Source organism: Photorhabdus sp. RM96S (genome assembly GCF_042879335.1).
In the GTDB taxonomy this organism is placed as follows: Bacteria; Pseudomonadota; Gammaproteobacteria; order Enterobacterales; family Enterobacteriaceae; genus Photorhabdus; species Photorhabdus kayaii.
Genome location: NZ_JBHFKT010000046.1, coordinates 1 through 24,099 on the forward strand (window position 1 = coordinate 1; position 24,099 = coordinate 24,099).

Sequence of the window (24,099 nt, forward strand, 5' to 3'; positions counted from 1 at the left end):
TGACTACTTTCCTTTAGAGTATCAACTGGCGCAACGTTACCCTTCCCTGCAAGTGAACTCCGCAGTGCACACAGCTAAATTACAGTATGAACATTCCATCCGTGGCATTAATTGGATCACCCTGCTGTCCAAACGATTTGTAAACCGACTGGGTGGAGAATATTGGATACGCCGCACGCTGCGCCCCTACCGGGATGTGGAGATTACCCCTTATTCCAATGGTCTGATGATCCGGGCCGGTCAATACCCGGACTTAACACCACTGCCGGGCAGTGTCCCGGAGAGTTATTTTGCTATTAACCAACTGATACGCCCAATACGAGTCATTCCCCGCGAAGGCCATTCCCTGCACTTTTATGGCGAAGGTCATTTTGATGATATTTCCACACTGGCCTGGTATGCCCGTTATGACCGGGGACCGCTGCATGTAACCCCTTTGAGAGGTGACCATCCGGCACTGGTCAGCGGGATCTGGCAAACCGACAGCCTGCCTGACAAACAGTATTTCTTTGCTCAGGGGGCGATGGCTTTTGATGTTGAAGGTGCAGAACCGGGCACAACTGTATGGCATTTAATACGAGAAACGGAAAATACAACGGAGTAAATAATGCGCAGTGTAGTGGAAAGTAAAAAAGTTATCCTTAAAGGTGATACCACAACAACCGGAGGTGAGGTTTTAAAGGGTTCCGATTTGGTAAACCAACACCTATCGGTTGCCTGTAAAGGTGATCCGGTGTTTTGTCCCGCCTGTAAACAAACCGGCGCGATTGCGGAAGGTTCTAACTTGTTCAATATACAAGGAATACCTGTCGCGCTGGAGGGACACCTTGTTAATTGTGGTTGCCCGACCGGCGCTTGTCGATTAAAGGTACGGTCATAACTATCAAATGCTAAAGCCTTTAATTGAAATACCCATAAAACCGGAGCAGGTTTTAAACTGTGATTAAAAGTTATTTTTTTAACCTATGATTTTAATCGGTATCTGGTTTTAATCTTTTTTTATCTTTTGGATATTTAGGTTAATGGTTAGTGAATTTCGACTAAATGTACTTAATCTCTCCCTGTTTGTCTTTTTAAATATATCATGGCTGGTTAGGTAAATGTAAAATAAGTGGAGGATAGTATTACCGATAAATGGATTAAACATAGCAGAGAATAGGTTGTTTTTAGTCACTTTATGTTTTTTAAAAAGTTGGCATCAATGGTCTACCTATTTTTTAACCCTTAGTTGATTAATCACAGGTAAAAGGGAAATGTAAGTTAAAAAAGTAATGTTAAAAATATGATAAGCTTGTACTGTGGTTTTCATTCTGATGGGGTGCTTATTTTTAATTGGAAACCTGTTATAAAGAACGGTTTTTATTGCTTAATTGTGGTAAATATAAAGGTTTTTACATTTTCTGAACCGTATTTAACGCCCTTGTTTTCATTAAACTGATATTTAGGTTTTCTCGTTTCTCCTTTTTCTATATCTGATTTTTTAGGTTTAAAACTAATGAGGATAGCAGAGAGTTAACGGTATTAAAGTTAATGCTCATTTCTTTAATCATTTTTAATGCTGTTAAATACTCTTGCTTTTTCGGGGATGCTTCTCGGTTTTCTACAATTATAGTCTCTGATTTTTCGTAAACTTGTTGCAGTCAGGAAAAATCTTTTATTTAAGAGAATTGGTTTAATACTGTTAAAGCTGTTAAAGCTGTTAAAGCTGTTAAAGCTGTTAAAGCTGTTAAAGCTGTTAAAGCTGTTAAAGCTGTTAAAGCTGTTAAAGCTGTTAAATGTTTTGCTAGGATATATTCTTGTTATTGGGTTAACGCTGTTATTTTTTTCACCTTATTTAATCAATTTAAAATCTATTTTTTCTGATGTTTTCTCTTCTAATGTCAGTATGGTATCGGATTTTTTACCCACTTTTAAAAAGCTTTAATCACTGCTTTTTACTTTTGATGATTAAAGTTTTTACTTGTTTTTTCCGAGGTTCGCTTGGCCTCTTTTCCAGTTTTTAAAACCATACTGACAGACAAAAAGCGGCTTTTCTTAACACCTGTATTTATCATTGATGAAAACTCAGCGGTGATAGTCAAGGCGTTAAAAATCAGCAATATGAAGGATGGTTTATATATCCGTTATCTTTCAAGTTGCCTCTTTATTGGCTGCGCTCGTTCACCCCGGTCACATCGTTCTCTATGCTCCCGGGGATTCGCTCCCTTGCCGTCGCGATGCATCTTGAAATCCATAGGGTATAGATTAAAACCATCCTTTAAACTGGAAAGAATAATGCCTGTACAGGAGAAATAGGCGTTACGGTATTTAACCTCTGGCTGTTCCTGCTTTTTTACGGCATCTATCTACATCTTTCAGCAATTGATTGACATGATCATCACCAAACAGGGTTTCCAATGTGGTATTCAGTTTTCGCCGCCAGTTAGGGTATTCCATTACCGTACCTGGAATATTGACAGGTTTATCCATATCCAGCCAATCTTCGGGTTGCAGTCCCAGTAGTGAGCTGGCACTGTGGGCAATATAGCGATGTAACCCTTGGTTTATCATCGGTGACATTCCAACCTCTTTTGCCGTGTCACCGATATGTTCCGGGATACAGCCGTAGCGATGTAAACCTTCTAATAACCCTTGTTTGCTAGCTTGACGTTCGGTATATAACCCTTGAAGCAGGTTTTTATCAGGATATAACTTGAGTGATTCCCCAAGGGTCAAATCGGCGCTTTGCCAGAATCCACGTAAAGTAGGCAAATCATGAGTGGTGATGGTCGCCATTGCTTGTATCGGGTAATCCTCAGGTGCGCGGTATTCCCCATTGCCGTGACGCTCAAAGTAGAGCACTTTATAAGAATAGACACCGCTATCGCGCAGCTTGCCCACAATCTCTTCCGGTACAATTCCCAAGTCTTCACCAATGACCAGACAGCGATGGCGCTGACTTTCTAATGCCAGAATCGCCATCAGATCATCAACTGGGTAGTGTACATATGCTCCTTTGTCGGCTGTTTCACCGTAGGGAATCCACCAAAGTCTGAGCATCGACATAACATGGTCAATGCGTAAGGCGCCGCAGTGGATCATATTTGTACGCAGCAGATTAATGAACGGTTGGTAAGCTTGGGTTTGCAAAACATGAGGATTCATTGGTGGTAAGCCCCAGTTTTGACCCAGTGGCCCTAGGGCATCCGGTGGTGCTCCCACTGATGCTTTGGTGCAGTAAACAACTCGGTTGCACCAGGTTTCCGAGCCGCCTTCCGCTACGCCGACGGCCAAATCACGGTAAATTCCAATGGACATGCCACTTGTTTGGCTTTGGGTAAAGCAGTCTGCAAGCTGAGTATCGGCCAACCATTGTAGCCAGAGGAAAAATTCCACTTCCTGCGGGTGAGATTGGCAAAATGTTTGTACCGCTTCACCGTGCGGATCGCGGTACTTTTCCGGCCACACCGGCCAACCCCAATAGGTACTATTTTCAGCATATAACTGGCAGTGCAGAGCGTCATAGACGGCTTGATAGTAGAGACATTCACCACCTTGGATGACAAATTGGCGGAAAGCGGTTTTTGACGAATCATGTTCTGGACGAGTGCTGAATTGTTGATGTGCCAGACGCAGTGCTGCTATTTTCAACGCCATAACTGTGGTGTAATCTACCCATTCCGCGTTACGGGCATCCTGTAACATGCGTTGAGTCGTCGCTGTTTGCCACCATCTCTGTGCTTCTTCATTGTGTTTGAAATCTTCAACCTGATTAACATCAATGTAAATCACATTAAGCCAGTTGCGTGAAGAGGGGCTATAGGGGCTGGCGCTTTCTGGCATGGTCGGATACAGCGCATGCAATGGATTTAGTCCGATGAAGGCACCACCGCGTGTTGCTATCTCTTTTAGCATGTGTTTCAGGTCACCAAAATCGCCAATTCCCCAGTTGTTTTCTGAACGCAGAGTATAGAGTTGCACACAGGCCCCCCAAAGTTTTTCCCTCCTTTGCAGGGCATCTGGTTCATAGCAGCGTTTGGGTGCCACGATAATCTGCATAGACCAGCATTGGCTTCCTTGTGTCAGAGTGAGGCGGTGGTACCCCAGAGCAAGCGGATCAGGTAGCACCAGTTTATGGCAGCAATGCCCCTGAAATTCCTCTCCTTGTTCTGTCCGTATCTGCCATTGGTAATGCTCTTCGTCTTTCAAGGTGATAGTGAAGTGTTCACCTTGAGTAAAAACTTTTACTGTCGGCAAGGGTGAAACCGGCACGTCGGCCGGTTTGTTTACGTTTATCGCATCTAACAAGCGATGTCGGGTTTCCGTTGGAATCGCTTGTGGCTTGCCATAAGCATTAATGTAGCTGGCGACAATGCCAGCCTCGGTAGCTAAATGATCGAGGCTCTTCTCCCCCATGATTTTTCCTTATCGGTTTGCTTGCCAGATGCGTTGTTGATAATCACGGATTGTTCGGTCAGAGCTGAACATACCCATCCGGGCAGTGTTCAGAATGGCGCTACGCGTCCAATGTTGAGTATCGCGGTACAAAGTATCGATCCGTTGATGCGCATCACAATAGGAGGCGAAATCAGCTAGCACCAGATAAGGGTCTCCACCTTCAATCAGACTATGTAGCAGCATATCGAATGCTCGTTTGTCGCTATAGCTGAACTCGCCGCTAGCCAGTGCTTTGAGTATGTTGTCCAGGTGTTGATCTTCTTTGAGTAATTTCAGTGGGTCATAGCCAGCAGCTTTTAAGGCTTTCACTTCTTCTACGGTATGCCCGAAAATGAAGATGTGGTCATCTCCTACCTGTTCGGCAATTTCAACGTTCGCCCCATCTAATGTTCCGATGGTCAGTGCGCCATTCAGCGCCAGTTTCATGTTGCCGGTGCCGGAAGCTTCTTTGCCGGCTGTGGAGATTTGTTCTGAAACATCAGCAGCCGGTATCATTAGCTCCGCGACAGAAACTTTGTAATCGGGGATAAAAGCGATCTTAATGCGATCACGGACGATTGGATCGTTATTAATTTTCTCCGCTGCCTGATTGATGGCAGAGATAATGTTTTTTGCCAAATAGTAGCCGGGCGCGGCTTTTGCGCCAAACAGGAATACACGTGGCACGATATCCAGTTCCGGGTTTTCCTGAATTTGTTTATAGAGCGATAGGATATGCAACAGGTTCAGATGCTGACGTTTATATTCATGCAAGCGTTTAATTTGCACATCAAAAATGGCGTTTGGATCTAGCTTAAGCCCCATCACTTTATTGACATAATTGGATAGCAGGCTCTTATTGCCTTGTTTGATAGCTCGGTATTCTTCGCGGAAAGCGGCGTCATCTGCATAGGGTTCAAGTGTTTTAAGGGCATCAAGATCGTTAATCCATTCGCGATTAAGTGTACGGTCAAGTAATCCTGACAGTGCCGGGTTACATTGTTTGATCCAGCGACGTGGGGTAACGCCATTTGTCACGTTGAGAAACTTATTCGGCCATAGTTGATGGTATTCAGGGAAAAGATCCTTAACGATGAGCTGTGAGTGCAGCGCTGCTACCCCGTTTACGGCAAAGCCCGCGACGACACAAAGATTCGCCATGCGTATCTGATGGTTATAATGTACAGCTAATTTTTCCCATACGGCTTGCTCGCCGGGCCAGGTTTTGTCCACCAACTTTTTAAACCGGGAGTTAATTTCTTGAATGATGCTGTAATGGCGTGGCAGCAGGTGGCTGACGAGATCCTCGTCCCAGCATTCCAAACCTTCTGGCATCAGGGTGTGGTTGGTATAGGCGAAAGTATGGCTGGTTATCTCCCATGCGGTTTCCCAACTCATCTGGTGTTTATCCAGCAGAATACGCATCATTTCAGGGATGGCAATCGTTGGGTGGGTATCGTTAAGCTGGATAACTTCATACTTAGGCAGATCTTCTATTTTGTGGCCTGCCAGATGATGGCGACGTAAGATATCTGCGACGGAGCAAGCACACTGGAAATATTGTTGCATCAGACGCAGGCGTTTGCCTTCTTGATGATTATCATTCGGATAGAGAACTTTCGTGAGCTTAGCGGCTTCAACACCTTGCTGTTCCGCTGCCAGAAACTGCCCGGCGTTGAATTTGTCGAGATCAAATGGCGTAGCATGGGTTGCTTGCCACAGGCGTAATGGTTGAGTAACACCATTGTGATAACCAATGACCGGTAGATCCCAAGCTTCTCCAACCAAGGTAAATTCAGGTGCCCAGATTTCGCGTCCATCATCTGTTATGACGACTTCGCCACCAAAATTCACCTCAACATCTAACTGAGTGTTGTGGCGGAACCAGGGATAAGATTCTCGTCCCCAATTGTCTGGTTCTTCAATTTGTTGTCCTTGTTCAAAGGATTGGCGGAACAGGCCGTATTGATAATTCAGGCCATAGCCAATTGCCGGCTGACCGACGGTTGCCATAGAGTCAAGAAAACAGGCGGCAAGCCGTCCCAATCCACCGTTACCTAAAGCGGGGTCAGTTTCTTGTTCCAGAAGATCACTCAGAATGATATTTTCTTCTGCCAGGTAAGCCTGAATGTCTTCATACCAACCAAGGTTAAGCAGATTGTTTGCGGTTAAACGGCCAATCAGAAACTCCATAGAGATGTAGTTCACATGGCGTTGTTGGTTGGAATGATTGATGACAGGGCATGTGGGCAACAGCTCTGACAGGGCCGCACTAACGGCTTGCCACCACTGATGCTGGGTCATTTCCTGTGCTGAACCGAGGCCAAAGCGCTGCCATTGACGTGTCAGCGCAGCCTGAAACTGGGCTTTATCTAATCTGGACTGTTGCATGGAGTCTTCATCCTGTAGCTGAAAAGGAAAATTTAAGCACTATGCTGAATGCTCTCAGGATCTAAAGCATCATCCTAGAGAGGTATTAGTCAGGGAGGAGTAGAAGGGCGTAGCCAGTAACCCTCTTTCGCATCGTTTTGGCATCTAATTGCGTTCATTTTCTTCCAGCGGATCGATAAGGTAATTTGCTAATTGCTTCCACAACTTGTATGTAAAAATGGAATTTGCTGTTCAAGAATGTGATAGGGTGCGCAACTTAATACCATGGGGGGCGTAAACATATTTGCAAAAGCAATCTATTTCACTAAATTTGGTTGGGCCGATTAATGGCGTCATTACGAACCATGAAATAAATCATCTATACCCAATGGATTTCAAGATGGATCGCGACGGCAAGGGAGCGAATCCCCGGGAGCATAGCGAACTATGTGACCAGGGTGAGTGAGTGCAGCCAACAAAGAGGAAACTTGAAAGATGACGGGTATAACTAATATCACTCATGGTTCCGGCGCAGGTTTTACTTATCGCTTCTTTGGGCACGGAAATTAATGCTTATCCCATCAAAACTGAGTCGTCCCGTTCGTTTGAATAATACAATCTTGCGTAAGCGTCTGTTAATCAGACTGAATGAGTCGTCTAATTATCGTCTTGTGCTAATAACTAGCCCCGCTGGTTATGGCAAAACCACATTGGTCTCTCAGTGGGCTGCCGAGCAGGATAATCTGGGATGGTATTCTTTGGATGAGAGCGATAATCAGCCGGAACGTTTTGCCAGCTATCTTATCGCGGCGTTGCAGCAGGCTACGCAGGGACACTGTGTTAAAAGTGAAGTGTTGGCCCAAAAACATCAATATGCCAATTTACCCGCGCTTTTCGCTCAATTATTTATTGAACTTAGTGAGTGGCGGCGGCCCATTTTCCTGGTGATTGATGATTACCATCTGATTGTGAATAACATTATTCATGAGGCTATGCGGTTTTTCCTGCGTCACCAGCCTGAGAATCTGACGTTAACCATCTTATCGCGTAATTTGCCTTCTCTTGGGGTGGCTAATCTGCGTGTGCGTGAGCAATTGCTGGAAATTGACAGTCAGCAACTGGCTTTTGATTATCAAGAAACGCAGCAATTTTTTGATAAGCGGTTAACCACATCCCTTGATGCCGACGATTGTAAGCGCTTATGCAATGAAGTCGCGGGTTGGGCAACGGCGCTTCAGCTTATCGCGCTTTCAGCGCGGCAGTCGTGTGATGCCGCTGAACTGTCGGCTAAACGCTTGTCGGGCATTAACGCCGGCCATCTTTCCGATTATTTGGTGGATGAAGTACTCAATCAGGTGGATAGTTCAACGCGTGAATTTTTATTGCGCAGTTCTATCTTACGTTCCATGAATGACGGTTTGATTGTTCGTCTAACCGGTGAAGAGAATGGTCAGCAGCGTCTTGAAGAAACTGAACGTCAGGGGCTGTTTATCCAGCGTATGGATGACTCTGGCGAATGGTTTCGCTTTCATCCGCTTTTTGCTTCATTTCTACGTCAACGCTGTCAATGGGAAATGGCGTTGCAATTGCCGGAGTTACATCGGGCGGCCGCAGAAGGTTGGTTGGCGCAGGGGTATCCGGGCGAGGCGATTCATCATGCCTTGGCGGCGGGTGATACTGCCATGCTACGCGATATTTTGTTGCAGCATGCTTGGTCGCTGTTTAACCACAGTGAGTTATCTCTGTTGGAAGAGTGTATGAATGCGCTGCCTTATGAGCAGCTATTGGAAAATCCGCGTCTGGTGCTGCTTCAGGCTTGGCTGGCCCAAAGCCAACATCGTTATTCAGAAGTCAATACACTGTTAAACCAAGCGGAACAGGCACTGCAACAGAAACAAATTGCTATAGAGCCGGATCTCTTGGCTGAATTCGATGCGCTACGAGCTCAGGTGGCTATGAACAGCGGCAAGCCGGAGATGGCCGATAAGTTGGCGAAACAGGCTTTGGCGGCACTGCTTCCTCAGAATGAATACAGTCGTATTGTTGCAACTTCCGTGGAAGGTGAAGTATTACATTGTAGAGGTGAGTTGGCTGATGCATTAGCGCGGATGCAACAAACCGAGCAGCTTGCGCGTCGTTTCCATGTTCATCACTATGCGTTGTGGGCGCTGTTGCAGCAAAGTGAGATTTTATTAGCTCAGGGATATTTGCAGACGGCTTATGAAACGCAGAACAAGGCATTTGAATTGATCCGTGAACAGCATTTGGAGCAGTTGCCAATGCATGAATTTTTGTTGCGTATCCGTTCACAGCTTTTGTGGTGTTGGTCTCGTCTTGATGAAGCCGAAGATGTAGCGCGTCGTGGGCTGGAAGTGTTGTCTAACTTCCAACCTCAACAGCAGTTGCAGTGTCTAACTCAGTTGGCTAAATGCTCTTTGACCAGAGGAGATATTGATAATGCCCGCCGTTATCTGGCGCGTTGTGAAAACTTGCTAAATAATGGGCAGTATCATCGAGATTGGCGTACCAATACTGACAAACTGCGAGTCATCATTTGGCAGAATATGGACGACAAAAATGCCGCTATTCGGTGGTTGGCACAGACTGAGCGACCAGAAAGTGTCAGTAATCATTTTAATCAGGGTCAGTGGCGCAATATTGCTCGTGCTCAGATTCTGCTTGGTTTGTATGATGAGGCTGAGTCCATTTTGGATACACTGAATCAACATGCGAGAAAATTGCAGTTAATTAGCGATCTGAATCGTAATTTACTGTTGTATAACTTGCTTTACTGGCATATCGGACGCAAAAGCGAAGCGCAGAATGCACTCATTGAGGCATTGGCTCTGGCTAACCGTACTGGATTTATTAGCCATTTTGTCATTGAAGGTGAGTTGATGGCCCAACAATTACGTCAGCTTATTCAGCTCAATACCTTGTCTGAACTGGAGTTGCATCGGGCGCAGCGCATTTTGCGGGATATCAACCGTCAGCATCGCCATAAATTCGCTCATTTTGATGAAAGTTTTGTCACACAGTTGCTAACACATCCTGATGTTCCTGAGCTTATTCGCAATAGTCCGCTTACACAGCGTGAGTGGCAGGTGTTGGGATTAATTTACTCAGGCTACAGTAATGATCAAATTGCCGCAGAATTGGATGTAGCGACGACAACTATTAAGACGCATATACGGAATCTGTATCAGAAGCTAGGGATTGCGAATCGCCAGGAGGCGATTCAGCAAGCACAGCAACTGATGCAGATGATGGGGTTAGGTGTGTGATTGATATTTTAAGATTCTAGCGAAACTACCCGCCCTTTCAGGTTACGGCTGAGTATGTGTGCTGACAGGATTAGCGTGGTACCGAGCAGCATGACTAACACGAGTGACTGTTTGAGCGAAAATGGCAACGCCATAGCAATGAGCGAGAGGGTAGAGCCGACAGCCATCTGGACGAATCCTATCAGTGCAGAAGCGACACCGGCTTCGTCAGAATAAGGCTCTAGTGCATAACTGGTCGCAGGTCCCATAACAAATGCCATACCTGTACAGGCGAAAGAAACCGGCAACATATAGCTTAGCCAGTGCTGGCTGGCGACAGTTGGCAGATGCATGCCAGAAAACAGAGATAGGCTAGCCAGTGCCATTAGAATTGTCCCTAACAGTAGGCAGCAAGGGCGGCCAAGTCGATGGATAATTTTATTGGCGGTTAGGAAGGCGATCATCGTCCAGAGTCCGTTGCCACCAAAAATCAATGAAAATGCTAGTGGTGAAATATGGCCCTCAGTCATTAGCACGGTTGGTGCAAATGACACATAGGTAACCACTATTCCCATAATGCCAGCGTTAACTAGGGCAAAATGTGTAAACTGGGCATTGCTAAGAATTTGAAAATATTGCTTTAGTGGTAATCCGCGAACGGGTTTAGTGTTAGCGGGGCGCGTCTCTGGTAGCCAGTTGGCAATGATAAGTAGTGCAATAACCGAGTAGCAAGTCAAAAACCAGAATGGCGCTCGCCAGTTGAACATTTCGGCCAGAATACCGCCAAGTAATGGCGCGAGAGCAGGAACAATATTTAGCGTACCGTTAATAAATCCATAGGCTTTGGCCGCCTCATCACCGTTTAGGCGATCACGTACACCACTAATGCAGACGACACTGGTACAGCAGACTGCACATCCTTGAATAATTCTCGCTGCAATAAAAATTTCGGGAAAAGTAGAAAGCGCTGCGATCACCGAACCGATGATATATAAGGTGATACCCGTTAGGGCTACTGGCCGACGGCCGAATTTATCTACCAGTGGCCCAGCGATTAACTGACCTAGCCCCATAATTAATAAAAACAAAGAAATCGTTGACTGAATAACTTCATTGTTAACTTTAAAATCCTCAGCAATGGCAGGAACCGTAGGCAAGAATACATCGATACCCAAAGGTCCAAAAAGTGCCAAGCTAAGTAGTAGAAGAATATAATTTTGCATGTGTGTTCTTTTAATATTTCAATAATGGTGGTGGTTTTATTGGTGAATAGGCTCAGTGGAATTTATTCTTTAGCGTCACCAGAGAGCTTGGATACACCAGAAATCCTACTGGCGAGTCATTTCAAGCTAGCGATAGGGATGTTTAAGGATCACGCACAGACTGAACCCTTTACTTTTTTTAAAGTCTGAACTTTATACGAGCTATTCACCGGTGTAAACCAACCCGCTTGTGTGGGTATTTTATACCCGTCATCTTTCAAGTTGCCTCTTTGTTGGCTGCACTCACCCACCCCGGTCACATAGTTCTCTATGCTCCCGGGGATTCGCTCCCTTGCCGTCGCGATGCATCTTGAAATCCATAAGGTATAAATATTCAAATCTTAAATACAAAAAAATGACATCGCGCTGTAGCATCAGCTTATTTTTCACTCGATATTTTAATGTCAGTCGGCAGTTTGGCTATCCTTAGTATAGAAAACGCACATTGTTTCTGACAAATCAGAAATGATCGAGAATCTTTTATTATATTTCATCACCTGTCAGAAAATAGCCAGGCATTAGGTAAGTGCTCTTATCCTCTGCGGAAAAGCTGCGAGATGGAGGATTTTGGTACAGTTTTTGTGGGATTTGAACAGAATTTCTTATCATTAACTCTATAAATCAGTAGTTCTGCATGTTATTAACCAATAATTCAAAATAATAATGTATTTTATACAAAATACTTTAATTTTTTAAATGTTTATTGGGTTATTGCAGACTTTTTGTTGATATAAACTAAGTTTTAGTAAATATTACCTTATATATTAAAAACTGATTTTATTTGTTGTGGTTATGAATAGTTAATCAAGGTAATTAAAATGATGGAAAATGAAAAACGGTTTGAAGATATGCTTTCCCGCTTTGTTGGAAACGGGCCTTATTTGGAAATTGATGGTGAAAAGTATATCGATGCAGCTTCGGGGACATTTAACCTTCCACTTGGGTACACTAATCGCAGAATAACAGAAAAATTAAAACAGCAGATCGACAGATGTACACATTTAAGTTCAGCTTATACCCATGAAATGTCACAATATATTTTGGGTAAATTAGTTAAACATACCCCTGAGGGCATTGATAGAATATGGTTACGTGATGTTTCCGGTTCTGGGGCGGTTGAATGTGCAATTCGTATCGCGCAAAAAGCAACAGGGCGTTCAGGAGTTATCTCTTTCTTTCTGGCTCATCACGGTCAGTCTTTAGCCACAGCGCAAATTTCAGGTAATGCTTTTAGAATTAAAGATTTCCATGTCAGCATTGATGGTTCTTTAAAAATTCCAACCCCTGCTAGTGTCATGTCAGAATTTGACCCGAATACAGAACCTAATCAATATTTTGACTTAGAACAATTTATTCAATTAGGTTCAAATGACAATATTGCCTGTCTTATCATTGAACCTATTCAAGGAAATGGCGGAAATAACGTTTTCCCTGTCGATTTTTACCGTAAGATCAGAGATATCTGCCATAAACATGACATTATTATTATCGCAGATGAAGTACAGACCGGATTTGGTCGTACCGGGACATTTTTCGCCTCAACCGGTTATGCTAAAGAATTAGAACCCGATATTATTGTTTTCGCTAAGGGCGCTGGTGGCATAGGTATTCCTACCGGTGGTGTGCTGATGCGGAGTTCATTAGATGTATTAGAGTCATTCGAACATTCTAGTACATCAGGCGCTAACCCTCTTTCATTAACGGCGCTCAACGAAATTATCGATATCATCGAAGACGAACAGGTTCTGGAGAATGTGCAGCATAATGAAGCTTATTTACGTGATGGCTTATTAGCATTACAGCATAAATACCCAGAAATTACTGGTGTTAGAGGCGTCGGTTATATGTTTGGCTTTGATACGCCATCACCAGAGTTTGCGGCACAAGCGATTGCAATAGCGAATTCTCATCACTTGATCATCCGGGGTTCGCGTTATGGTAAAGGTCGTGCACTTAAAGTTCGTCCACCGTTAATTTGTACTCAGGAACATTTAAACGAAATTCTGTATAAGCTTGATCTGACTTTTGCTGATATGACGTTAAATATGCTGGACAATAAGGAGGTAGCGTAATGAAAGCACTTAAATTTAATCGGGTGTGGGATATGCAAATTCAGGATGTTGAACCGTTACTCTGTGTTGAGCCTGATGATGTCGTTGTTGATATTGCGGTGTGCGGCGTTTGTGGTACAGATATTGGGATTATCACCGGTTCTTATCCTGTTGCTATTCCAGGAACTACTTTAGGTCATGAAACAACGGGTGTTGTTGCTCAAGTAGGAAAGAGTGTCACTCGCTTTAATGTAGGTGACCGTGTTGTCATCAATCCAACTTATTCCTGTGGGCATTGTCGGATGTGCCAGACAGGCAGCCCAAATCATTGCGAGAAAAAATTGGGAACCGAAGCGGGAGTTTCCTATGACGGGGCATTTGCTGAGCAATATCTGGCGAAAGAGAGTTCACTGATAAAACTGGATGATCATGTCAGTATGGAAGAGGCATCACTGACTGAGCCACTCAGTTGCACGCTGACCGGGGTTGATAAACTGGGCATTACTCATACTAATATTCGTGCAGCGGTAGCTGGCGCAGGCCCAATGGGGATGCTCTATATTTGGGCTTTACATGCCAGAGGCGTTAAGGCTTTCATGGTCGAGAAAAACGAAAGTCGTGTTCAATTTGCCAAAGAAAATCTGCCGCCAGAATGTGAGCTATATACTGATTTTGATGAGGCATTAACGCAACAATATGGCGATAAATCAGCGCCTATTGATCTCTGTGTGGATACGACCGGGCAATTAACTGAATACATTTTTGACCATTTGGCACCTGGCGGAAAATTGTTGAATGTGGCGCTTAAAGATAAGCATGCCAATCTTGATATCTTGAAAATTGCTGATAAGAGCCTTTCCGTGATTGGTTCCATCGATTCTCTGAATAACAGTTTTGAGCGTGCTTATACCATGATCCGTGATGGCGTTATTCCAGCTGGTCGTCTGGTCAGCCAAGTTTTTGATTTTAATGATTACTTGCAGGCTTTTCTCACTGTTGGTTGTGATATTGCGAGCAAAAGCCAAAAACCACTGTTTACTCCGAACTGTAAAGTGCTTATCCGTATTTCCGATCTAAAATAATGGAATGTTTCACATGGATAGATTTAATGTGATTTTTGATATCGATGGAGTCGTTGTTGACAGTGAACAATTGCACTTTGATGTTCTTTGTGATTTGGCTCCTGACTACACACAGCATGTACAACCACAGCAACTTATTGGCCTGAGTTTGGAGGAAACATTAGATTACATCGGGGTTCCAGCTCTGCAACAGAAAGGGATCACTGCGCAAATCGTCTCGGTTTACAAAGATAAGCTATCTAAAAGTTACCTTCGTCCAGGGATTTCCCGGTTGATGGCGGCCTTACAACAGCACCGTATCCCTTTTGGCTTTGTTTCTACTGCGCCGCGGGAAGTGTGTTTGGCGAATATTGGATTGCTGGAGTTGAGTGAAAACCCTGCTTTAATCTCTGGTGATGATGTTGCGAGGACGAAACCTTATCCCGATCCCTATCTTGCTATGTTGAAATTGAAGTCTATGGATGTTCATCAGACATTAGTGATTGAAGATACCGATTTGGGCATTACAGCAGCAACGCAGGCAGGTATTCCCTATGTGTATGCCTGGCCCCATGCTTTATCGGTTGCGGAACAATATCAACAGGCAACTCGTATTATCGGGACGCTGACCGATATTCCGCAATTTTCTAAAATTAATTTTGGGTAACTTAATATACCCTATGGATTTCAAGATGCATCGCGACGGCAAGGGAGCGAATCCCCGGGAGCATAGGTAACTATGTGACCGGGGTGAGTGAGTGCAGCCAACAAAGAGGCAACTTGAAAGATGACGGGTATACCCTCCGTTAGTCATAGCGGAGGGCATTTTATTTATAATAGAAGGAACATGAGTTGTCTGATCAAAATATTATCTCTTTGGTAAAACAACCCATTATGGCGACGCGCGCCGCTTTTTTTATTGCTGGCTTTAGTCTTGCAAGTTGGGCTCCTCTCATTCCTTTAGCTAAAGAACGGCTACAACTTGATAATGGCGCTATGGGGCTTCTAATGTTGGCATTCGGCATTGGTTCTTTCATCATGATGCCAATAGCGGGCATGTTGGCTGCACGCTTCGGTTGCCGGAAAATTTTCACTTTATGTGCTTTGATCGTGTTAGTGATGTTGCCAGGGTTAAGTGTATTACCGACACCGTTGACATTAGCTTGCGTTTTATTTGTCTTTGGTGCAGGTATTGGGGCAATGGATGTTGTGGTCAATATCCACGCCGTCATGGTCGAGAAAATGGCTCAGCGGCCAATTATGTCTGGCTTTCACGCGTTATTTAGTTTGGGCGGGATCGCCGGTGCGGGATCGGTGAGTGCATTATTGTCTCTGGGAATATCACCTCTCCAGGTGATGGTAATGGCGGTATTACTGATTATTTTACTGCTATTGCCGGTATGGAGTGGGTTATTGAACGAAGCCGAAGCGGGTAATACGCCATTCTTTGCTGTGCCTCATGGGATCGTGATTTTATTGGGCTTTCTCTGTTTTGTTGCCTATATCATGGAAGGCGCAATGCTGGACTGGAGCGGGATATTATTAACCAGCGTACATAATATCAGTAGTCATCAGGCGGGTATCGGCTATACCCTGTTTGCTATTGCTATGACATCGGGTCGCTTTATGGGTGATAAAATCATTGCCTTTTATGGACACCGACGGGTATTTATCAGCAGTGCTTTATTGGCTACTTCTGGATTTATCCTTATTTACTCAGCATCAACTGCAATGATGTTAGGGGTCTCTTTCCTGATGATAGGCGCAGGATTATCCAATATAGCGCCAATGCTTTTTACTGCTTCTGGTCAACAGAAAATTATGCCTGATTCACTGGCTGTTGCTGCGGTTTCTACCATGGGATATTCTGGGATTTTGTTGGGACCTGCAATCATAGGTGGATTAGCGCATATTGTGACATTACACGGCGCTTTTGCTTGTATTGCTTTACTCTCTATTTCCTTATTTGCAGGATGTAAATTGATTGATTCGAGCGGAAGATAATATAGAGGGAGTTCCTATGGGTTTATCACAATATCATTGGCTTAATGAACCATCTGATTGGCAATGTGGCAGCGACTGGCTTAATGTCACTACAGATCATAAAACTGACTTTTGGCAACGAACATGGTATGGCTTTGAACGTCATAATGGTCATGTTTTTGGGTGTTATGTTGAGGATGATTTCACCTTTCAACTCTGTATTGAAGGCTGTTTTGAACATTTATACGATCAGGCAGGAGTCATGCTATTAGTCGATGAGAAACATTGGTTGAAAGGCGGAATTGAATATTCTGATGGTCATGCCTCGATTGGTAGTGTGCTAACACGTGATCATTCTGATTGGTCTATGGGCGTATTTCCTGGTGATTCTAGTAAATTCTGGTTACGTTTGACTCGTGAAGAGGGATATTTAAGACTGCAATATTCTACTGATGGTTTACGGTGGCCATTGTTGAGGTTGTCTCCTTTTTTTGAAGATAAACAACCTGTCTTTGTTGGTGCAATGTGTTGTTCTCCAGAACGGCACGGATTACAGGTGCGGTTTTCTGATTTCCAATTGACACCACCAATAAAAAAACCATTGCATGATTTAAGTTAGCCAAACGGCTCAACACCCGGAGCAATGTGCTTCGGGTGTTATGTATCAAGGTTATATGCCTTAAACCCTTTCTAAAATAAAACCGGTAAAGTCAGCGGTTTCTCCGTCTGGTCGATGGCCAACTTGATCTTTCAGTAAATAAACGCGTAAAAGTCCCTCTTGATCTGTACTTAATTCTACTGAACCCGTTGTAAAGTCGGTGCTGTTTACAGCAAAAGATTCTGGGCCATCGGTGCGACTCTGTAAACCAAAATAAGCTGATGAGGCCCATTCTGCTGATACGCGAGCTGTACCTGTTAGTTTATATTTAGTGTTCGGCTCTAATCCTTCGATAATTTGATCAATGACGCCGGAACCGGTAACGCTTTGGATTCTGATAAAGTGAACGCCATTTTCAGATAAGATTTCTACTGATTCAGGGGCTGGGATTCTCCAGCCGTTATATCCCTCTTCGAATGAGCCGTTAATCAGTTCTTTATGAGAGTTTTTCTTGATATCAGAATAATCTTCATTATTTAGGATTTCTTGTACGTTCATATATGAGTCCTTTTTAAATAGATAGAAATGAATTTAATTTATTTCAGCGCTTTTTTTTCGGGAGGGCACTTTATCAATAATAGGATAATACTCAATTGTATTTTTTGTTGGTGGTGAGTTGTAATTTGTATAAATTAATAAGGAATAAATAATAGGGAGTTAAAATATATACAGTAAATATAGTATTTTTTATTTATTCAATATAGGTATATACCCTATGGATTTCAAGATGCATCGCGGCGGCAAGGGAGCGAATCCCCGGGAGCATAGATAACTATGTGACCGGGGTGAGTGAATGCAGCCAACAAAGAGGCAACTTGAAAGATGACGGGTATAAACTGGATTTTCATACTCTTATTTTTGTGAGGAATATACGTATAGGTCAGGAAAGGTATTTTGCATAGAAATTATTTTTTTAGGTGATAATGATGATAAGTAATATAATGTGATGAATTATTATGTGATGTTTTTATGATGTCCAATGTATATCGAAATAATAGAGTGAGAATTATAGTTTTATTTTAATTACAATAAGGAAAGTTTATTATATATTTTTTATCTACGATTTTTTTTGAATTAATTAAAGTGAGGGGAAATAAAATGATATTTTAATTAGTGAAGATTAGCTCTTTTTTATTGCTAAAATTGATGTGTTTTATAATCTCTAATTATTTTTTATTCTCGTTTTAATCTTATTGGGATTGGTTTATTACTGTCTGGTATTGGCACCAGACAGTTTTTTATATTAATTCCTATTGCGTGGAGTTATTACCTGTTAAAGTCTTTTACCTAAACTCGAATTATTTGAAAAAAGAAAAAATTAAATTATCGACCTAAATAACTATCCCAATCTTTCCAGACAGGTTGTAACCCGGCTTTAATTAATACGTCTGCAACCTGATAAACAGAACGGTTATCATGCGGCATAAATTGCTCCAATTCTTCGTGGCTATTATCTGCGTAACCACCGGGTTGGGTTTTAGAACCGGCACTAACATTGTTGATTGCCAGTGGTATGACGTGATCGCGGAAGAATGGAGATTCACGAGTAGAAATAGAAAGCTCAACATCTGGCGCAAATAGACGAAAAGCACAAATCAGTTGTACCAGTTCTGTTTCACTCATCAGCGATGCGGGCTCAATACCTCCAGCACAAGGTCGCAAACGTGGGAATGAAATAGAGTAACGGCTTTGCCAATATGTACGTTGCAGAAAGAATAAATGCTCCGCCACCATATAGCAGTCTGTCCGCCAATGACTAGAGAGGCCAATTAGCGCTCCTAAACCGATTTTATCGATTTTAGCATGACCAAGGCGATCGGGTGTTTCTAATCGCCAGTGAAAATCCCGTTTCTTACCCCGTAGATGATGTAGCAGGTAAGTTGGTTCATGATAGGTTTCCTGATAAACCATCACACCGTCTAACCCCAGGGTTTTCAGTTCAGAATACTCTTCCTGTGTCATAGGCTGAACTTCCATCATTATTGAGCTGAAATATTCGCGGATAAGTGGCAGATAGCGGCGGAAATAATCCATACCGACCTTGCCCTGATGTTCTCCGGTGACTAATAACAGATTGTCGAAGCCTAGCGCTTTAATCGCCTGACATTCGGCAATAATTTCATCTTTATTGAGTGTCTTGCGTTTGATGCGGTTACTCATTGAGAACCCGCAATAGGTGCAGTCATTGGCACACAAATTGGAGAGATAAAGCGGTACATAAAAACCAACGGTGTTACCGAAGCGTTGACGAGTCAGTTTTTGTGCCCGTTGTGCCAGTGGTTCGATATAGGATTTCGCTGCCGGAGAGAGCAAGGCCATGAAATCGTCCAGATTTAATTTGTTACTGTTTAATGCCCGTTCAACATCCTGCGCGGTTTTGCTATTAATGCGAAGGGTAATGTCATCCCAGTTCAACTGCTGCCAGCGGTAACTAAAACTACCGCTCATAAGATGATGAATCATCAAAATGCCCCTAGAAAATCGGTCAGTGGACTGGATGCAACAGCATGTTGTTTCGGACTTGCCAGGCCAGCTTGATAGGATAATTCACCCGCTTCAATCGCGATTTTGAAGGCTTGAGCCATTTTTACTGGGTTACGTGCAACGGCAATTGCGGTGTTGACTAATACAGCATCCGCACCCAGTTCAATCGCTTCCAATGCATGGCTTGGTGCGCCGATACCGGCATCAATGACCACCGGCACTTGTGCTTGTTCAATAATAATTTGCAGGAAATCTCGGGTTAGTAGCCCTTGATTAGAGCCGATCGGTGCGCCTAAAGGCATGACCGCCGCGCAACCCACTTCTTCCAGACGCTTACACAAAACGGGATCAGCACTGCAATAGGGCAGAACGACAAACCCATCTTTGACCAACATTTCAGCGCCTTTGAGTGTTTCAATCGGGTCAGGTAACAAGTATTTCACATCAGGATGAATCTCTAGTTTGATCCAGTTTGTCGCCAGTGCTTCACGGGCCAAACGGGCGGCAAATAGGGCCTCTTCTGCGGTTTTGGCTCCAGAAGTATTTGGCAGCAATTTGACGCCAAGTTTTTGCAATGGCGCTAAAATAGCGTCATTACCGCTCTGCAAATCAATGCGTTTCATTGCCATCGTGACAAGCTGGCTGCCGGAAGCCGCTATAGCCTGAGTCATTAAATTGGCATTGGCGAATTTGCCTGTACCGGTAAATAGACGGGAATTAAAAGTCGTATCAGCAATTTTTAGCATATCAACCTCCAGAAATAGCCTGAAACAGAAGGATATTGTCTCCATCATTAATTTGATGCGTATTCCACTCTGAACGCGGAATAATGATTTGATTAATAGCCAGTGCCATTCCCGGTTGTGTTCGTTCAAGTTGTTCTAGCAATTGCTGTATAGCCAGAGGAGCCATAAGCTCCATCGGCTGGTCGTTTACCGTAATTTTCATGCCATATCTCCGCAAATCGGGCATTGCTGCGACGGGTTAAGTTGTAGTGTGCTCCAGCTTTGCTGTTTACCATCAAACAGTCGGAGTTTGCCGCTTAACGGAGAGGGAAGCCCAGTTAACATTTTGATGGCTTCCAATGCTTGTAATGTGCCGATGATACCCACTACCGGACCTAATACACCCGCAGTCCGGCAATTTCGTAATGGCTCTTCCTGTTCAGGGTAGAGACAGTTATAGCAGCCATGAAGATAAGGGGGTTCAAATACCATAAGTTGGCCGCTAAAACCGACAGCACTGCCGCTGATTAATGGTTTTCGCGTTGCCACACAAGTGGCATTGATGGCGTGTCGAGTTGTCATGTTGTCACTGCAATCGAGAACCAGATCGACTTGCTTCACGATTGTTGTCAGAGATTCCTGGTTCTGACGTTGATTAAGGATGATTGTTTTTATCAGCGGATTCAATGCATTGAGTTGATTGGCTGCAAGTTCAGCTTTTGCGGCAGGGATCTCTTCGGTGCGGTAAAGTATTTGCCGTTGTAAATTGGAGATGTGCAATTGGTCATCATCAGCGAGATAAATTGTTCCCACACCTGCCCCGGCTAGATAGAGAGAGGCGGGAGCGCCTAACCCTCCCAGTCCGACAATCAGTACGCGGCTGGATTTCAGTTTTTCCTGCCCTTCCGGGCCAATATCTTCGAGTAACAGTTGTCGGCTGTAACGCATAAATTCTTGATCATTCAACATAAGCACCTCTCTATCCCTTTAACTCAATGCCTTCAACCAAATGAAGCAGTTGTGCGGTGGCCTGGCGCCAATCCTTTGCTTTGGTAATTGCACTAACCAGCGCCACACTGCCGACTCTCGTTGCAATGACATCCGGTACGCGTTCAAGAGAGATGCCTCCGATGGCGACAGTGGGATAGTCTGGTGTGTTTTCTACTTGCCGTTTTAGTGCTGCCAGTCCTTGTGGGGAAGATGGCATCGCTTTGGTCGTGGTTGGGAAAATATGGCCGAGAGCGATGTAAGACGGACGCAGAGATTTAGCTCGTGCCAGCTCTTGTTCATCGTGGGTAGAGATTCCTAACCGCAATCCCGCTTTTTGGATGGCGTTCAGATCAGCGATAACTAAATCTTCCTGCCCCAGATGAACACCATAAGCGCCATGCTTTATTGCCAGTCGCCAGTAATCGTTAATAAACAAACGAGCGTTATATTGGCGACCGAGCATAATGGCTTGCTGAATCTCTTCTTCTACCTGATCTTCTGGTCGATCTTTAATTCTCAACTGAATTGTGGTGACGCCTGCTTTTAACAAGCGGGAAATCCACTCTAGCGAATCCACGACGGGATACAGGCCCAATTTGTATTCCGTTGGGGCAAATGGCGCGTTAGGCAGATTGTTCATGAGAGACATCCTCTACGCTGTGATACAACTCGCTGCCTCTAGCGCGGAATGTTTCAGACATCTGTTCCATACCGGCGGCATAATCGCGTACTTCCTGAGAAATCTTCATAGAGCAGAATTTAGGTCCGCACATAGAACAGAAATGCGCAATTTTGCCGGAGGCTTGTGGCAGAGTTTCATCGTGATAGGCGCGAGCAGTATCGGGATCGAGCGCCAGATTAAATTGATCTTCCCAGCGGAATTCAAAACGTGCTTTAGACATGGCGTTATCACGGATTTGTGCGCCGGGATGGCCTTTGGCGAGATCAGCGGCATGAGCAGCAATTTTGTAGGTAATTAGCCCTTGTTTAACATCATCTTTGTTTGGCAAGCCGAGATGCTCTTTCGGCGTTACATAACAGAGCATGGCGCAGCCAAACCAGCCAATCATGGCCGCACCGATACCGGAAGTGAAATGGTCATAACCGGGGGCAATATCTGTTGTCAGTGGACCAAGGGTATAGAAAGGGGCTTCATGACAATGTTCCAACTCTTCCGTCATATTGCGGCGGATCATCTGCATAGGAATATGCCCAGGGCCTTCGATCATCACTTGAACATCATATTCCCAGGCAATTTTGGTCAGTTCGCCTAATGTATGCAGTTCTGCAAACTGCGCTTCATCGTTAGCATCCTGAATAGAACCGGGGCGTAGACCGTCGCCCAATGATAGGGAAACATCATAAGCGGCGCAGATTTCACAAATTTCACGGAAATGTTGGTAAAGGAAGTTTTCTTGATGATGAGACAGACACCATTTCGCCATAATCGAACCACCGCGGGACACAATTCCGGTGAGGCGTTTGGCTGTCATCGGTACATAGCGCAGTAATACACCGGCATGAATGGTGAAGTAATCTACCCCTTGTTCCGCTTGTTCCAGCAAGGTATCACGGAATATTTCCCAGGTGAGATTTTCCGCTACGCCATTGACTTTCTCCAGTGCTTGATAAATAGGGACTGTACCGATAGGAACCGGGCTGTTACGTAAGATCCATTCGCGGGTTTCGTGGATATAACGGCCCGTAGAGAGATCCATTACTGTATCTGCGCCCCAACGAGTAGACCAGATTAACTTTTCTACTTCTTCCTCAATAGAAGAGGTGACTGAAGAGTTACCGATATTGGCATTAACCTTTACCAGAAAATTACGACCAATAATCATCGGCTCTGATTCAGGATGATTAATATTGGCAGGAATAATTGCCCGACCGGCTGCGACTTCCTGACGGACAAATTCTGGTGTGATATTTTCCGGCAACTGAGCGCCAAGACTTTGTCCAGCATGTTGTTGGCGTAATACATCACCGCGGATACGTTCACGTCCCATATTTTCCCGTAGTGCGATAAATTCCATTTCCGGGGTGATGATGCCTTGACGGGCATAGTGCAGTTGAGTAACGCATTTGCCTTTATGGGCTTTTAATGGATGGGGGCGAGTATTGAAACGTAAATGATCGAGACCGGCATCCGCCAGGCGTTGCTGAGTAAAATCGGAGCCGAGGGCGGCAACAGGTTCAGTATCTTGGCGTTCGTCGATCCACGGTTGACGTAGTTGGATTAACCCAACATGTACATCCAGTTTGGAATCAGGATCGCCATAAGCGCCGGAAGTATCATAAACCGGAATGGCTTCGTTTTCTTCATACTGAGGTTCTTCTTTGGTTCCTCCAATTAACGTGGGAGATAATTGAATTTCACGCATTGGAACTTGGATATCGTCACGGGAACCTTGAAGATAAATTCGTCGTGAATTTGGGAATGTCACGCCTTGAATAGAATTAATAAACTCTTGAGCGGCATCGCGTTGCGCTTTACGTGGGCGTGCCGGATTGGGTTTTGGTGAGACATCGGTTGTAGGGATAACAGTATTATGAGACATAGCAAATTCCTAACTGTGTTATTGGGAAAGTTGCTTGTCTGGAGCTCGCAGGCAAATGAGTAAGAGTAATATAATTGATGGCTGGACAGACCTGTAAAAAATTGGGTGGGCTGACAGCGGTTGATTACTCTTGTTCCCTTCGCGGGTATTAACCCGATCAGGTTCCGCGGATCCCGAATTAACGGTCTCAGCCTGTGTATGCTGCGATAAAACAGCTTACGCTAGGCACTCCGACAAGAAAGTAAGCAGTAGTATAGAAGGGATTATGAAAACTA

Annotated in this window: 20 protein-coding genes and 1 riboswitch; of the genes, 9 read left to right on the forward strand and 11 right to left on the reverse strand. The window is 44.2% G+C overall.

Features of this window, described 5'->3' with window-relative positions:
- Together ACGF49_RS20885 and ACGF49_RS20890 are read left to right on the forward strand one after the other, a co-directional pair.
- A partial coding sequence (locus ACGF49_RS20885; RefSeq protein WP_229015705.1) for a type VI immunity family protein occupies positions 1 to 604 on the forward strand: 604 nt, incomplete at its 5' end.
- 3 nt (positions 605 to 607) lie between these two features.
- Positions 608 to 880 (forward strand): PAAR domain-containing protein, encoded by a 273-nt coding sequence (locus ACGF49_RS20890; protein ID WP_387492565.1) that lies wholly within the window; start codon positions 608 to 610, stop codon positions 878 to 880.
- A gap of 1,427 nt (positions 881 to 2,307) precedes the next feature.
- Here the strand turns inward: ACGF49_RS20890 and malQ are convergent.
- Together malQ and malP are read right to left on the reverse strand one after the other, a co-directional pair.
- The gene (malQ, locus tag ACGF49_RS20895) at positions 2,308 to 4,395 is read right to left on the reverse strand and encodes a 4-alpha-glucanotransferase (protein WP_113044030.1); all 2,088 of its coding nucleotides are present in this window, start codon (positions 4,393 to 4,395) and stop codon (positions 2,308 to 2,310) included.
- Positions 4,396 to 4,404: 9 nt separating this feature from the next.
- The gene (malP, locus tag ACGF49_RS20900) at positions 4,405 to 6,807 is read right to left on the reverse strand and encodes a maltodextrin phosphorylase (RefSeq protein WP_113044031.1); all 2,403 of its coding nucleotides are present in this window, start codon (positions 6,805 to 6,807) and stop codon (positions 4,405 to 4,407) included.
- 548 nt (positions 6,808 to 7,355) lie between these two features.
- On the opposite strand from malP, the gene malT reads away from it, so the two are divergent.
- Positions 7,356 to 10,070: an HTH-type transcriptional regulator MalT gene (gene malT / locus ACGF49_RS20905; protein WP_262978512.1), complete on the forward strand. Its 2,715-nt coding sequence runs from the start codon at positions 7,356 to 7,358 to the stop codon at positions 10,068 to 10,070.
- An 8-nt stretch (positions 10,071 to 10,078) separates the two neighbouring features.
- On the opposite strand, the gene ACGF49_RS20910 is transcribed toward malT, so the two are convergent.
- Together ACGF49_RS20910 and ACGF49_RS20915 are read right to left on the reverse strand one after the other, a co-directional pair.
- A complete protein-coding gene (locus ACGF49_RS20910; protein ID WP_113044033.1) occupies positions 10,079 to 11,272 on the reverse strand; it encodes a multidrug effflux MFS transporter in 1,194 nt (397 codons plus the stop codon).
- 149 nt (positions 11,273 to 11,421) lie between these two features.
- Positions 11,422 to 11,649 (reverse strand): hypothetical protein, encoded by a 228-nt coding sequence (locus ACGF49_RS20915; protein WP_387492570.1) that lies wholly within the window; start codon positions 11,647 to 11,649, stop codon positions 11,422 to 11,424.
- Between the two features lie 483 nt (positions 11,650 to 12,132).
- Between ACGF49_RS20915 and ACGF49_RS20920 the strand changes: the two genes are divergently transcribed.
- From ACGF49_RS20920 to ACGF49_RS20940, 5 genes are all read left to right on the forward strand, one after another.
- Positions 12,133 to 13,383 carry an aspartate aminotransferase family protein gene (locus ACGF49_RS20920; protein ID WP_387492600.1) on the forward strand — a complete coding sequence of 417 codons (1,251 nt, stop codon included), beginning with the start codon at positions 12,133 to 12,135 and terminating at the stop codon, positions 13,381 to 13,383.
- A complete protein-coding gene (locus ACGF49_RS20925; protein WP_113044035.1) occupies positions 13,383 to 14,444 on the forward strand; it encodes a zinc-binding dehydrogenase in 1,062 nt (353 codons plus the stop codon). Before ACGF49_RS20920 ends, ACGF49_RS20925 begins: the two co-directional genes overlap by 1 nt.
- 13 nt (positions 14,445 to 14,457) lie before the next feature.
- Entirely contained in the window at positions 14,458 to 15,090 is a 633-nt protein-coding gene (locus tag ACGF49_RS20930; RefSeq protein WP_113044036.1) for an HAD family phosphatase, read from the forward strand.
- Between the two features lie 185 nt (positions 15,091 to 15,275).
- Complete coding sequence (locus tag ACGF49_RS20935) at positions 15,276 to 16,427, forward strand: MFS transporter (RefSeq protein ID WP_113044037.1); 1,152 nt, start codon at positions 15,276 to 15,278, stop codon at positions 16,425 to 16,427.
- 16 nt (positions 16,428 to 16,443) lie between these two features.
- The gene (locus tag ACGF49_RS20940) at positions 16,444 to 17,025 is read left to right on the forward strand and encodes a DUF1349 domain-containing protein (protein WP_113044038.1); all 582 of its coding nucleotides are present in this window, start codon (positions 16,444 to 16,446) and stop codon (positions 17,023 to 17,025) included.
- Between the two features lie 60 nt (positions 17,026 to 17,085).
- Here ACGF49_RS20940 and ACGF49_RS20945 read toward each other — a convergent pair whose 3' ends face one another.
- Positions 17,086 to 17,562, reverse strand: coding sequence for a carbohydrate binding domain-containing protein (locus ACGF49_RS20945; RefSeq protein WP_228902962.1), 477 nt, complete (start codon positions 17,560 to 17,562; stop codon positions 17,086 to 17,088).
- A 278-nt stretch (positions 17,563 to 17,840) separates the two neighbouring features.
- On the opposite strand from ACGF49_RS20945, the gene ACGF49_RS20950 reads away from it, so the two are divergent.
- Positions 17,841 to 17,966 (forward strand): hypothetical protein, encoded by a 126-nt coding sequence (locus ACGF49_RS20950; RefSeq protein ID WP_262405184.1) that lies wholly within the window; start codon positions 17,841 to 17,843, stop codon positions 17,964 to 17,966.
- A 421-nt stretch (positions 17,967 to 18,387) separates the two neighbouring features.
- On the opposite strand, the gene thiH is transcribed toward ACGF49_RS20950, so the two are convergent.
- From thiH to thiC, 6 genes are read right to left on the reverse strand one after another with little or no spacing between them, the layout of a single operon-like run.
- Positions 18,388 to 19,512, reverse strand: a complete 1,125-nt coding sequence (thiH, locus tag ACGF49_RS20955) for a 2-iminoacetate synthase ThiH (protein WP_113044058.1) — start codon at positions 19,510 to 19,512, stop codon at positions 18,388 to 18,390.
- A gap of 14 nt (positions 19,513 to 19,526) precedes the next feature.
- Positions 19,527 to 20,294, reverse strand: a complete 768-nt coding sequence (locus ACGF49_RS20960; protein ID WP_113044041.1) for a thiazole synthase — start codon at positions 20,292 to 20,294, stop codon at positions 19,527 to 19,529.
- Between the two features lies 1 nt (position 20,295).
- Positions 20,296 to 20,496, reverse strand: a complete 201-nt coding sequence (thiS, locus tag ACGF49_RS20965) for a sulfur carrier protein ThiS (protein ID WP_113044042.1) — start codon at positions 20,494 to 20,496, stop codon at positions 20,296 to 20,298.
- A complete protein-coding gene (locus tag ACGF49_RS20970; RefSeq protein WP_228901812.1) occupies positions 20,493 to 21,242 on the reverse strand; it encodes a HesA/MoeB/ThiF family protein in 750 nt (249 codons plus the stop codon). The genes thiS and ACGF49_RS20970 overlap by 4 nt, the downstream gene beginning before the upstream one ends.
- A 10-nt stretch (positions 21,243 to 21,252) precedes the next feature.
- Positions 21,253 to 21,903 (reverse strand): thiamine phosphate synthase, encoded by a 651-nt coding sequence (thiE, locus tag ACGF49_RS20975; RefSeq protein ID WP_387492579.1) that lies wholly within the window; start codon positions 21,901 to 21,903, stop codon positions 21,253 to 21,255.
- Complete coding sequence (thiC, locus tag ACGF49_RS20980) at positions 21,887 to 23,824, reverse strand: phosphomethylpyrimidine synthase ThiC (RefSeq protein WP_228901810.1); 1,938 nt, start codon at positions 23,822 to 23,824, stop codon at positions 21,887 to 21,889. The genes thiE and thiC overlap by 17 nt, the downstream gene beginning before the upstream one ends.
- Before the next feature lie 117 nt (positions 23,825 to 23,941).
- Positions 23,942 to 24,067: riboswitch (TPP riboswitch) on the reverse strand.
- Positions 24,068 to 24,099 lie beyond the last annotated feature (32 nt).